The following is a 12,536-nucleotide window of genomic DNA, read 5'->3' on the forward strand; positions in this document are numbered from 1 at the left end:
GAAGAAGAAAAGAAAAGGCAAGAAGAAGAACAAAAAAGGAAAAAAGAACAGCAAGAGTGGTTTAATAAAGTGAAAGAGTGGATTCCATCGTTATGGTAAAAGAAAGAGGCGAATTTCGTTATTCGCCTCTTTCTCATGTGAAAAATGAAGTGAGCTCATAATTAGTGGGGTAAATGCTACTATTCATTAAGAGTAATGTTGGTACTGCCAAAGGATTGAGAATCGTATGTGATGATTATTGTTCCTTTACTAATCGGTTCGTATGGTAATTCTTCTTCATAACTACCATTATTTTCATTATGGATAGTCAGCGTGATTTCATCAATTCCTTTATTTGTATACTGATCTTTAATCGTTTCAGTAATTTGAAGTAGAGTTTCGTAACTAGAAGCTTTCGTAATAAGCATTCCTTTTATAACTTTTTTTTCATTATTTGTGGAATTGGAATAAAGGATGTTGTTTTGTTTCGTATACAAAAGTGTGTATGGAACTGTTTTTCTCTCTGCTTTTGAAATAGTAGAATATTTTAGAGTTAAAAAAACCCCTACACATAAAATAATGCATATCATAAGAGCAATCCAAATGCGTATCGGTGACATAACTCTCATTTTTCATCCCTCTTTCATATCTTTGACTTCATTATTTATCATACAAAATGAGGATTAAGATAGAGTAAATTTGAGGTAAAGAAACGTAAAGAAGGAGCACTTATCCTCCCAAATAAGTGCTCCTTTTTATTAAAAGAGAGATTTAATAGACAATCAAAATCACACCTATTACTTATAAATGTGTTTAGTCCTCCCAAAATATTATCGGAAATTGTGGTTAGTAAATTCGGAGTACAGATAGTGTCGCAGTTGTATCGCCCGTGTTAGGAATAGAAATAGTATTTGCTGTAGGTTGTACAGAAATCGTTGTACCAGCTTGTAAAGTAACAATTGTAGAGAAAGAAACAGCACTACCGATAACATTAGTTGAAAAATTACGAGTAGGTGGTTGGCCATTGAATGAAATACCGAATCCAAACGGTGAAGAGCCTGGGAAAGTTGTAGATGCCGAGAAACTAATATCATATACGCCTGTAAAGTATGTGTAGTGTCATTAAAGTTAATATTATTTATTTCAAAAACTTGATTTAATTGAATATTAATTCCAGTTGATATTGTTTGAGCATTGGAGTTTCCTATTGCAGCTATAGTTACCCGAATCGGAGTACCCGCTGGTCCAGTAGCGCCTCCACCTAGGAACCAGATCCATATTGAACTAAGACAGCTTGAATAGCTTGGCCGAGAGCTTGAAGAAGTCTAACAAATTATTTAAGTTCGGACTTAGAGATGTTGATATAACTACAAGCTCTTACTTCGCAACAATCATTACCATAAAATACTTTCCCTTTATTTTTTTTGTTTATCTTTGCATTCCTTTCTTTCATAGAATAATAGTCGTTACTATATATTATAATGAAATTTAAATTAAATTCGTGATGGACAAACTACTATTTCTCAAAAAATAAGAAGTTTACCTACCTAACACGAACAATAAAGAAGTAGAGAAAAATCTATATGTTTTAAAAAACTCCCTTTAATTGTTAGAGTGTGCTTAACAATTAAAGGGAGTTAATAGAACAGCATTCTCATTTTATAAGTTAATTGCTTCACGATTTACTTTAGGTAAAATCGGAATAGAAATAGTGAAGGTTGTACCGTCTGGATCACTAGTCATTTTGAGCGTACCGTTATGATTTTGGATGATTTTTTTTGTTACTGATAAGCCTAGTCCTGTCCCCGAATCTTTCGTTGAGAAGAATGGATCAAAGATATATTCTTGAATAGCTAGAGGAATACCAATTCCATTGTCTGTGAAAGTAATCCGAACGAAGTTATCTAGGCGATAACTAGTGATTTGAATAGAAAGAGGCTTTTCGCCTTGAGCATCGACGGCATTTTGAAATAGGTTTAAAAATACTTGAACAAGTTCATGTCGATCAATATTGACTAAAATATCATCTAATTCATTAGAAAAGTTATAATCAATTGAAATGTTATGCAAGAAGACTTCACTAGCTAGTAACTGTTGAATATAGTCGCATAAAAATGTATTAATAGGAAACGGTTCTCTTGTAAATTCACGTGTTTTTGAAATGGCTAAAAATTTTGTAATAATACTATTTGCACGATCTAATTCAGGGATAAGTAAGCTTTTAAATAACTCTTTATTTGATGGAGAAACACTTTCTTGTAAAAATTGTAAGTATCCTCGTACTGTCGTAAGAGGGTTTCGTACCTCGTGTGCAATTCCGGCTGCGATTCGTCCTGCTAACGAAAACTTCTCTGCATCACGCTCTGTGTTTAAATAATGAAAGACACTAATAACCCTAAAAATCTCCCCGTTATAATCGCGAATAATTCGGTTGTTTATAATGCCATAGTTTTTGTCTAAAACTTCTTCATTATATATTTCTGTTCCCGTTCTTAATGTTTCAATCGCTTTAATTTTTTCTTCCGGCAAGTTTAGTAATTGTTGAATCGGTTTTCCGATAATATCATTTCGTATTACACCGAAATCATCTGCGGCAACTTGATTACATAAAGTAATATTCCCTTTACTATCGACAAAGGTTACATGATGTGAAAAGGCATCAAAAATATGTACAAAGTGTTTTTCAAGTTGTTCAAATAAGAATAATGAATCACAAGTAAGTTGAAAATGAGCCTCTTTATTCTCTTTTGGTATTTCTTGAATGGAATGAGTTGCTCTAGTTTTCTTTATTTGTAAACCAATATGTGGATTTTTGTATGTGAAATGATGTGGTAATTGATTTACAAGTTCTTCATAAAAACGCACTTTATTTTCTAGTTCTTCAATTCGTTTTTCATGAGATACAGTAGCATCGTTTGGAAGCATAAATAAATAACCCCTCATTTTAAAAATTCTTCCATATAGTATATCATATTTTAATAAGGATACTCTTAAAGAAAGGGCCACTTAATGAAATTGATTAGCAAAAGTGTTTGGGGAGTGAATAGAAGATAAAGTTAAAAAGGGAGGAATATATGTGCTGTTCATTGGAGTGACAGGATGGGGAGATCATGATTCTTTATACGTAGATTCCTATGAAAATAGAAATAAATTACGAACATATAGTGAGTATTTTCCTATTGTGGAAGTGGATAGTTCATTTTACGCGATGCAACCTGCACGAAATTATATAAAATGGGCAATGGAAACGCCGAAAGATTTTTCTTTTGTCGTAAAAGCGTATCAAGGAATGACAGGACATATGAAAGGGGAATTTCCTTTTTCTACGTTTGATGAGATGTTTGATGTGTATAAGCAGTCCATTCTTCCTTTAATAGAAGCTAATAAATTAAAAACAATTTTATTTCAATATCCACCATGGTTTGATTGCAAAAAGAAAAATGTAGATTTTCTTCGATATACGAAAGAAAAAATGGAAGGTTTACCATGTGCAATAGAATTTCGAAATCAAACATGGTTTTATCCAGAAATGAGAGATAAGACGTTACAGTTTCTAGAACAGGAGAAATGGGTTCATACAATTTGTGATGAACCACAGGCTGGGATAGGTTCTGTGCCACTCGTATTAGAGGTTACGAATTCAAACATGGCATTAATACGTTTTCACGGTCGAAATGTTCATGGTTGGCTTGATAAAGGGGAAAATTGGAGAGCGGTTCGTTGTTTATATCGCTACAACAATAAAGAACTGGAAGAATGGGTGGAACGACTAGAGCAATTAAAAAAGAAAACAAAGGATATATACGTACTGTTTAACAACAATTCAGGTGGGGATGCAGCAGATAATGCGAAACAGCTTATGAAAATGATGAACATTACATATGGTGAGCCGAAGCCGGAGCAATTAAATTTTTTTGAATGATAATAAACAAGAAAGGCACTGTACAAACAGGGGGAATGTACAGTGCCTTTCTATATGAAAAAGAGGGGTAACAATGTTACTGAGCGTTTGGTTGATTCATCAATTGTTGGCTTCACAATAAATGATAATGGTTATCATTATCATTGTCAATGGTTTTTCTAAAAATATATAAAAAACTTTGTATATTTTAAATAGAGATAAAAAAAGAACAGCATTAATGCTGTTCTTTTCCGTTGATGAATTGTTGTAAATCAAAAGGAGTTATCGCCTGGATAAATTCTTTTGAGATAAGTGTTTGCACGAGAGTGCTCTCAGAGATAGAAGTACCTGTTTTCTTTTCGTAAGCTTGTTTTAATAAATCAAGTTTTTCAGCCGTTTCTTTTGGTAATTCAATTGTAAGTGTGTTCATAATTTCTCCCCCTTATTATTAGAGTACCACTACAGTATAGGAGAGACAAGAAAAGAGAATATGAAATATAAAAAAGGTTACCAAATTTTCAAATGGTAACCTTTTTTATGTATAAGAGTTATTAAGCAATACCGATATACTTTAAAGTTTTTGATGGAGTACTGTGATCAAAGAAGTGTTGTAAAAATGCAATATCAACACCTGATTTGTATGCACAATAACCCCAAGTTTTTCGAAGTGTATGTGAGCTAATCCCTTCTAATCCAACTTCTTTTGCAGCTTTGTTTAAAATGTACCATGCATGTTGTCTCGTAATAGATTTTGTTCCTTTTTGAGATTTTAACAATGGTTCATTACGTTTCCAAGTTTTACGTTCTTTCATGTAGTCTTCGATTGCGTGCTGTAAGTCTTCATTTACAGCAAACCATTTATGTTTCTTCACTTTTTCATTGTAAAATAAAATGGAATGGCGAACATTTTCATTTTCATCGATTACATCACTAACTTTTAATTGTAAGATTTCACTTACTTTTAAGCCAGAATTTACAGCTAATACGAATAATAAGCCATCACGTTTCGAAGATTGTAAAAGTATATTTTTGATAGTTTCTAATTGTTTTTCATTTTGAATAGGTTGTCCTGCTTGTTTCATTTCACGCACTCTCCTCTTTTATATGTGTAAAGGAAAGGATTAACTTGTTTCTTACTATAAAGGGAGAGTGTGAATTTCATGTGAACTCCTAGTGAAATTAAGACAAATTATTTGACTTCTTTTACTTTTTGTAAATTGAAATAGAATACAACACTGTTAGTCGTATTATACACACCGTACTCGGCATGATGGAGGTCTAAAATGTTTTTTACAATAGATAATCCGAGACCGGTACCTCCGGTGTGACGGCTACGTGATGCATCTAGGCGATAGAAGCGATCCCAAATTTTTTCAAGACTTTCTTCAGGGATAGGGTTTCCTGTATTTTCGATTTCGATTTTTACGGTATCTTCTGCTTCTATAATGGAGACTTGTATTTTTTCTCCATCCGGCGTATAGCGGATTGCATTACTTAGTAAGTTCACAACTACTTGCTCAATACGGCTACGATTTGCTTTAACAAGTATAGAAGGGTCTGCATCGACGTTCACTTGTAGATGCTTTTCTTCCATGCTAAATAATAATTTTGTATAGACTTGTTGCGTTAATTCACCAATTGAGAACGTCGTCATATCTAGTTTGTAAGTACCAGATTCTAACTTTGCTAATTCTAACATTTCAACAATCAGCCTGTTCATATTTTCTGTTTCTTCTAAAATAACATCAGTATAATACGAAGTATCCTTACTAACACCATCTTTAATACCTTCTGCAAAACTTCTAATTACACTCAGTGGTGTTTTTAATTCGTGTGATACGCCAGAAATGAATTCTTTTCTTGTTTTCTCTAATTGACGTTCACGTTCAATGTCTTGTTGTAACTTTGTATTGGCAACATTTAATCGATCGATTCGATCTTTTAAATTTACAGATAATGTATTGATACTGCCGGAAAGCCCACCAATTTCATCGTCGGCTGTAACAGGTAATTTCTCGCTGAAATCAAAATTAGCCATTTTTTTTGTAACACGATTCATTTTAATTAATGGCTTAACAATGATTTTTGAGTAGTAGAAGGATAACAAAATAATAACGAGAAACACGATGATTAAGGCATAAACATAATAGTCTTTTAAAACTAGCATCGCTTCATTAACGGGTTGTAAAGACGCTATCGCAAAAGCATATTCTGTAATCTTTCCGTTTTCTATAATCGGCTTTACAAAGATACTATTTTTTATATTTTCGCCGCCATCTAATATGAAAGTGTTTAATTGGTTCGAGTTAGAAGTGCCATCTCTAATAATATCTGCAAAATATTGAACGGCTTGTAATGTTTCAATATCATTTGCAAGACGAACCTCAGCTTTTGATGGGAGCTGTAACTTAGTTATAACACCTGTAAAGACGATACGAGTTGTAGATTTGTATCGGCTTGCAAGTCTATTCTTAGAAGGATTACCATTAATTGACTGAAAATCCGAATAGAAATGTTCGTTTTGCCATTGATTATAATTCGTTCCTAATTTTTGTGGTGTAATAATATTATTCTCTTGTACGACTCCATCAACATTAATTATTACATCTTTTTTTAAACCTAAATTTTCGAATTTATTATATTCTTCTGGTGTTAAAAGGTTATTGAGTGGAATGGAATACTGTTTATTATTGTTGGGATTAAATACATCGATATAGTAATTGTTATCACTTTTAATAATACCGTTAGAATCCAAAAACTGCATATCGGCATTTGTTTTATCATGAAATTCTTGTTTTAGTTTTCTAACTTTCTCATAACTTTTATCACTTTTGTCATAATTATCTACGAATTTTTCAAAAGCAGTTTGAACTGTTTTTACTTTTTTATTAATATAAAATTTCTCTAAAAATAGAGATTGTCCTAGGAAAAAAAGTAGGAATATTATTGTAAATAAAGTTGATGTTAATAAAAATAGTTTAAAGACGATACTTCTGTTTTTCACTGCGTCACCTCTTATGAGAAATACTGTAAATGATTTCTTTATCCCGCTCGGGCAATAAGACTTCCACTTCAAAATTCGGCGAATACAAGGGAGTTAGGTGGGAGATCAACTGTCCGTAAAAGCCTGATTGGTTCAACTAATAATCAGTGGGGGATGGAAAAAAACCACTGATTAAAGTTTCACTTTATTATAACAAACGTTACAATAAAGTAGAGGGGAGAAATCTGTCTCTTTATAAAATAGTTATTTATAAAAAGTCACATAAAAAGAACTCGCCAGACGTATGACAAGTTCTTTAGTGTATTATTGTTGAATTGCTGCATCTAAAGCGATTTCAATCATTTCGTTAAATGTAGTTTGACGCTCTTCAGATGTTGTTTCTTCGCCAGTGAAGATGTGATCGCTAACTGTTAATACAGATAATGCATTTACGCCGTATTTCGCTGCTAATGTATAAAGAGCAGTTGTTTCCATTTCTACTGCTAATACACCGTAATCTCCAAGTTTTTTAACCATGTCCATGCTTTCGCGATAAAACACATCTGCTGTTAAGACGTTACCGACACGAACGTGTAATCCTTTTTCAGTTCCAGCATCGTAAGCTTTCTTTAAAAGATCAAAGTTTGCAGCTGGTGCGAAATCAAATCCTGGGAATGTTAAACGGTTCATATTAGAATCAGTACAAGCCGTCATTGCGATAATAACATCACGAACTTTTACATCTTTTTGAATTGCACCGCAAGTGCCAACGCGAATTAAATTTTTAACTCCGTAGCTTTGGATTAATTCGTTTACATAAATAGAAATAGAAGGAACACCCATACCTGTACCTTGAACAGATACACGTTTTCCTTTATAAGTTCCAGTAAAACCTAACATACCACGTACGTTATTATAGCAAGAAACATCCTCTAGAAATGTTTCAGCGATATATTTTGCACGTAATGGATCACCTGGTAATAGAATAGATTCAGCGATTTCGCCTTGTTTTGCTTCGATATGTACACTCATGAAAAGTCCTCCTTATAATGTATTGATAGAAATCAATATCATTTGCATTATACACTACGAATCCTTTCAATTAAAATCTTTTTATTATTTGTAATATGTGCAAAATAGGAGGATTTCATAAATCATAATCTAGAATATATAGCTTAAGAAGTTTTATGTGAACAGAGACAATAAAAATGGTAGGTGATGTTTTGAAAAATCTTGTCATTGGGCTTATTGCGTTAGTACTTATTGTGGCAGGAGGATTTTACATAAAAAAATATCAAGAAAACGAAGAGACTGTAGGAGATGTTCAGGAAGTAAAGTGGGATGTGTCAAATGGAAAGGGAAATGAGAAAGTAGATATTGTATTTCAGTTGTTAAACAAAAAGAATAATGAAATTCGTGGTGTAAATGATCAAATTCGGGCAGTGATTGTAGATGGACAGTTAAAACACATACAACAAATTAAACCTACATTTGCAGGGAACGGGTCATATAAGTTATCTTCCAAAATAGCGAAAGATGAAGAATATACGATATTTTTATACGAAGATAAAAATAAGTCCGTAGAGTCATTCGCTAGAAAAGATTTTGGTAGAACGAAAGAGGGGAACAATAAGAAAAAAGTGAAATTTCCAATCGACAGTGTACTTACAAAAAAAATAGGGGAGTATGAAGTTTCTCTTTTATTTGGCGCATTACATCCGAATGAACCAGTTACGTTAACATTTCAGTTTCAAGCGAAAAAGGGTGAAAAATTGAAATTACATTCAGAGAGAGGAGAAGTAGAGTCACTCTATATCGTGGATGAAACGAAGGAGAACTTTTTATACGCTATGCCTGTGGATACGGATGAACAATTACAATACCGTATTACATTTCCTGCCGAGGGTACGTATAAAATGTGGGGGAATTTCTATATAAATGGTAAGAACTATGAAAAAGAATTTATTGTACAAGTTCAAAAAAGAAAAAACAGCTAAGAATTTAGCTGTTTTTTCTTTTTCCTATTAATTTTGTTACAGAGAGCATTGTAATTGGTAAAGAATGATTCTTCCTAAATGCTAAATATTTACCGCTCCATGCTGGTTTATATTTTTCTTTAAAATGTCGTAATCCGCTGAAACTATACGTATAACGAACGTTATTAAAGATTGCAGCAGCCACTCGTTCAGACCAGAAAGACTGTGTGGATAAACCAACATTTGAAAGTGGTGCCATACCAATATTAAAGGAGTGGTATTCATTTTCTTTTGCCCATTGGAATAAGTGGATGAAAATTGCGTCCATAATGCCGCTAGGCGCATCTGGATAATATCGCATTAAATCGACAGATAATGATCCGTTTTGATATACGGGCATGAATGTTGTGAATGCAATAAATTTTCCATCCGCATCAGATAATGTTGCAATGGGAGCGCGACTAATATATTCACGATCGAAGTATCCGAGTGAAAAACCTTTCTCTTTTTTTCCACCAAGCCATGCATCTGAAACTTTTCTTAACTCTTCATATAATTCGTCTGAGAAAGGTGGCTCATGAATAGAGAATGTATAGCCTTCTCTTTCAAAACGGTTGAAAGTAGCTCGCATGCCAGCGCGTTTCTTTCCTGTTATTGTAAATGTATTTAAATCAACAACAGCTTCTTCACCGAGCTTAAAGAAGTTATAACCAAAATCGTGATATAAGCTCATCCATTTACTTTCAATTTGGTAGAATACACAAATGTATCCAAATCGATCAGCCTCAGCTAAAAACTCTTGCAATACAGTACGATAGGAGGAAGGGTCCCCGATTGGATCACCTAGTACAATAAGTCGTTTTCCAGTTATTGAGAAGAGAATGAGTGCTTTTCCATCACTACTGAAAAAGAACTGTTTATCTCCTAAAAAACCTAAATGACTAAGTACATTTCCACCATGTTCATCTAAGAAGTTTTGTAATCTTTTATCATTAGCTGGTTGCCCGGGAAATTCATTTCGATAACGATTTGCAATGAGTGAACCAATTAGTAAAAAAGTAGGAACAAAAAAGGCAGCTGCTAATGCACTTCGTTTCACTTGTGTAATATTACGAACGACAAAATCAGGTTGGAAAGCTTCTTTTGCACTTGCAAATAAAATACCTAAGTTTTTATATAAATATAACGTTACAAGTAGGAATATAAAAACTTTTACGATATCGGAAAGTGAGACTTCCATTTTCTCACGTACAAACCTTTTACGAAGCATATACAATACAGCGAGTACGATTAATAAAATAAAAGTTTCTTCAACATCAATTCCTTTTAGTGTATTAAAAATAGCCGCTCCAATTAAAGAAACAATCGTCATATAATAAGAACGTTTTGTTCCGTAATATATCCCTCGTGAAAGAATGAGGAGGAGAATACCGAATGTTAGCGATAAGCTAAAAGAAAATTGAATAAGATGTTTTGGAGCTAGAATATGTAAGGCGTGTGCCCGATTTATACTTGTCGGTAGAATAGTTGATAAAATAACCATTAAGCCAGCAAATACTGTTAAAGCAGCAGATGCCCAAGAACCTAACTTTCCTAGAAAGTCACGCTGCAAAGTCCATATAACACCAGTTGTCTCTAATGCAGGCGCAATAAAGGGTTTATCTTCAAACTTTTTAATGGCTACTCCTGTCATTTCAAAAGCTGCAAAAATGAGACCAAGGCAGAATGGTAAGATGTAATAGACGAGACGATATAATAACATAGCAGGAAGCAAAACACCTGTATCGATGCCGTATTGCCCAAGCCCAGTTAAGAAGACAAGATCAAATGATCCAAGACCACCAGGAACAAGACTAACGACACCAGCTAAAGCAGCAATGACATATACGCCTAAAAACTTTTGGAATTCGATTTCAATGCCAAATAATAGTAATATGACGTACATAACAATACCAGCAGATACCCATTCGACTAATGAAACTAATGAGTATAAAACAGTTGGGTTTTTCTCCTCTTCTTCTTGTCCCTCTGTTTGCATCGCTTTTCTATTTTTTAATTTAGAAAATCCGATATATATAGGGACGAAAAGAGCAAAGAAGATAAGAACAGGCCATAGCCATGGTTTTTCATGCAAAATAAATCTCGTGTCTAATATTCCGATAAGACCAAGAAATGAAAGAATGGCTAATCCATTAATAAAGGCAGTTGTCATCCAAGCGATACTTTTAATAAGTTTTCCATTTTCTTTTATGTATGGACGATAAAGCATTGTGCGTACGCCGGCTCCAACTAGACCACCAAACCCGATAAATCCATTTAAAGTATTAGCAATCCACGAGATACGGAAAATCTTTTGGACAGGGATATCAGCTTTTAAGTAACGAAGCATAACATAGTCATAAAAGAACATTGTTGATACAGCGAATGCACCAAGTGTAATTGCTAAAAAGACTCCTCCAGTTGGAATGTTTTTAATTGTATCAATCGCTTCTAAAAAAGAAATGCCCGCTAATTCTTTTTTTGCTTGAAAGAATACAATTGTTAATACAACAAATGGGAAGATAATTTTCCCGATTTGTAAGAAACGTTTCCATGAAAACGACATAAATACAACTCTCCTTGTATAAGAAAACTGAGACAATAATATTATTATGACAAACTTCAAGAAAAATAAAAAGGTAAATTCCTGTATAGGGGAGCTATTTTTTATATAGGTATATTTAAAAAGAATATTTTGTTTATCAGAAAATTAAGTTAGAATAAGATGAAAGAAGGTGGAGGGGAGTATATGATTATAAAAGGTTATGTAGGATATGAGTTAGAAAAGGCGAAACCTAATACATCAGAAGATTTTTTTAACAGATCTGAAGTGACATATATATTAAATGATAAAGAGAAAACTTTTTCGGTTTTATACGTTCGATATTTTGAAGAAGTTTTACAAGAAATTACTCCTTTTGAAGGAAATCCAGTGTATAAAGTAGAAGAACAAAACATATATTTGCGCGATATTGTAGCGATATGTTGTTTAGTGAAGGATAGGGAACTTCGTGCGCAAAAACGTTTGTATTTAAATAATCTGGAAGAATTTCAACAATATTTTGATGAGGGAACGGTGTCGAAAGTACAAGAAATATTGGCTGAATTACATAAAAATAAAAGAGTAGAAATAGCGTGAAATGGCAAAGGAGAGAGAAAAAATGTCTAATTTGATGGTTGAAAATCAAACAGAACAAGTTTCTATATTTTTAGAAGATGCTATTAATTTGATAACCAATTATGTAAATTATCATACGTTGCCTTCTTTATTAGAGGAAACACCAGCAGGGAATGAGCAATATTATAAAGGGTTATTAGCATCAATGAGACGACTTCTCGTTTTTTGCGAAGAAGGACATGATGCATGTTTTGTTTTGTTGAATAGTCAGCCATTTCGAAAAACAGCAGCTGAAAAAATTTTATATAAGATTTACCATCAAGTAATTGCAGAGTTTTTTTCACCAAAGAGTGATTATTGGTATGAAAATAGTCGGTCTGCATATACAGGAAAAAATTCTATCGTTTTTCAACAAACACCACCTGCATCTTTGGGGCAAGTGATGAAGAGTTTAGAAGGTAAATTTCAATTGATGCGTGAAGAACTAGAATATTATGAGACGGATTATCAGACAAAGATGTTACACAAATATTGATTGCG

11 protein-coding genes and 1 pseudogene are annotated in these 12,536 nt (G+C 33.2%); 4 read left to right on the forward strand and 8 right to left on the reverse strand.

Features of this window, described 5'->3' with window-relative positions:
• Window positions 1-179: 179 nt before the first annotated feature.
• From MR167_RS04755 to MR167_RS04770, 3 genes and pseudogenes are all read right to left on the reverse strand, one after another.
• A complete protein-coding gene (locus tag MR167_RS04755) occupies window positions 180-608 on the reverse strand; it encodes a hypothetical protein (RefSeq protein WP_242314080.1) in 429 nt (142 codons plus the stop codon).
• A 217-nt stretch (window positions 609-825) separates the two neighbouring features.
• Window positions 826-1,432 (reverse strand): annotated as a pseudogene (locus MR167_RS33635) (Gly-Xaa-Xaa repeat protein).
• Between the two features lie 206 nt (window positions 1,433-1,638).
• Entirely contained in the window at window positions 1,639-2,904 is a 1,266-nt protein-coding gene (locus MR167_RS04770; RefSeq protein WP_000937232.1) for an ATP-binding protein, read from the reverse strand.
• Window positions 2,905-3,055: 151 nt separating this feature from the next.
• On the opposite strand from MR167_RS04770, the gene MR167_RS04775 reads away from it, so the two are divergent.
• A complete protein-coding gene (locus MR167_RS04775; RefSeq protein ID WP_000897362.1) occupies window positions 3,056-3,901 on the forward strand; it encodes a DUF72 domain-containing protein in 846 nt (281 codons plus the stop codon).
• A gap of 214 nt (window positions 3,902-4,115) precedes the next feature.
• Here the strand turns inward: MR167_RS04775 and MR167_RS04780 are convergent, their stop codons facing one another.
• From MR167_RS04780 to deoD, 4 genes are all read right to left on the reverse strand, one after another.
• On the reverse strand, window positions 4,116-4,310 hold the full coding sequence (locus MR167_RS04780) for a DUF3924 domain-containing protein (protein WP_242314083.1): 195 nt from the start codon (window positions 4,308-4,310) through the stop codon (window positions 4,116-4,118).
• A 121-nt stretch (window positions 4,311-4,431) separates the two neighbouring features.
• Window positions 4,432-4,962 (reverse strand): tyrosine-type recombinase/integrase, encoded by a 531-nt coding sequence (locus MR167_RS04785; RefSeq protein ID WP_000806236.1) that lies wholly within the window; start codon window positions 4,960-4,962, stop codon window positions 4,432-4,434.
• A gap of 107 nt (window positions 4,963-5,069) precedes the next feature.
• Window positions 5,070-6,884, reverse strand: coding sequence for a sensor histidine kinase (locus MR167_RS04790; RefSeq protein WP_000797506.1), 1,815 nt, complete (start codon window positions 6,882-6,884; stop codon window positions 5,070-5,072).
• A gap of 303 nt (window positions 6,885-7,187) precedes the next feature.
• Entirely contained in the window at window positions 7,188-7,895 is a 708-nt protein-coding gene (gene deoD, locus MR167_RS04795; RefSeq protein WP_000110699.1) for a purine-nucleoside phosphorylase, read from the reverse strand.
• Between the two features lie 176 nt (window positions 7,896-8,071).
• Here deoD and MR167_RS04800 point away from each other — a divergent pair, with 176 nt between their 5' ends.
• A complete protein-coding gene (locus MR167_RS04800; protein ID WP_242314085.1) occupies window positions 8,072-8,860 on the forward strand; it encodes a hypothetical protein in 789 nt (262 codons plus the stop codon).
• Between the two features lie 4 nt (window positions 8,861-8,864).
• Here the strand turns inward: MR167_RS04800 and mprF are convergent, their stop codons facing one another.
• Window positions 8,865-11,444 carry a bifunctional lysylphosphatidylglycerol flippase/synthetase MprF gene (gene mprF, locus MR167_RS04805; protein WP_242314087.1) on the reverse strand — a complete coding sequence of 860 codons (2,580 nt, stop codon included), beginning with the start codon at window positions 11,442-11,444 and terminating at the stop codon, window positions 8,865-8,867.
• Between the two features lie 183 nt (window positions 11,445-11,627).
• On the opposite strand from mprF, the gene MR167_RS04810 reads away from it, so the two are divergent.
• Both MR167_RS04810 and MR167_RS04815 read left to right on the forward strand, forming a co-directional pair.
• Window positions 11,628-12,017 (forward strand): hypothetical protein, encoded by a 390-nt coding sequence (locus MR167_RS04810; protein ID WP_000584359.1) that lies wholly within the window; start codon window positions 11,628-11,630, stop codon window positions 12,015-12,017.
• Window positions 12,018-12,039: 22 nt separating this feature from the next.
• Complete coding sequence (locus MR167_RS04815) at window positions 12,040-12,531, forward strand: YpuI family protein (RefSeq protein ID WP_000067555.1); 492 nt, start codon at window positions 12,040-12,042, stop codon at window positions 12,529-12,531.
• Window positions 12,532-12,536: the final 5 nt, after the last annotated feature.

This window comes from Bacillus cereus group sp. BfR-BA-01355 (assembly GCF_022663675.1).
Taxonomy (GTDB): Bacteria; Bacillota; Bacilli; order Bacillales; family Bacillaceae_G; genus Bacillus_A; species Bacillus_A thuringiensis_S.

What these genes read in the sequence shown, in the direction of transcription:
- MR167_RS04755 (WP_242314080.1), bottom strand. Translation starts at nt 608, where the DNA reads ATGAGAGTTATGTCACCGATACGCATTTGGATTGCTCTTATGATATGC.
- MR167_RS04770 (WP_000937232.1), bottom strand. Translation starts at nt 2,904, where the DNA reads ATGCTTCCAAACGATGCTACTGTATCTCATGAAAAACGAATTGAAGAA.
- MR167_RS04780 (WP_242314083.1), bottom strand. Translation starts at nt 4,310, where the DNA reads ATGAACACACTTACAATTGAATTACCAAAAGAAACGGCTGAAAAACTT.
- MR167_RS04785 (WP_000806236.1), bottom strand. Translation starts at nt 4,962, where the DNA reads ATGAAACAAGCAGGACAACCTATTCAAAATGAAAAACAATTAGAAACT.
- deoD (WP_000110699.1), bottom strand. Translation starts at nt 7,895, where the DNA reads ATGAGTGTACATATCGAAGCAAAACAAGGCGAAATCGCTGAATCTATT.
- MR167_RS04800 (WP_242314085.1), top strand. Translation starts at nt 8,072, where the DNA reads ATGGTAGGTGATGTTTTGAAAAATCTTGTCATTGGGCTTATTGCGTTA.
- mprF (WP_242314087.1), bottom strand. Translation starts at nt 11,444, where the DNA reads ATGTCGTTTTCATGGAAACGTTTCTTACAAATCGGGAAAATTATCTTC.
- MR167_RS04810 (WP_000584359.1), top strand. Translation starts at nt 11,628, where the DNA reads ATGATTATAAAAGGTTATGTAGGATATGAGTTAGAAAAGGCGAAACCT.
- MR167_RS04815 (WP_000067555.1), top strand. Translation starts at nt 12,040, where the DNA reads ATGTCTAATTTGATGGTTGAAAATCAAACAGAACAAGTTTCTATATTT.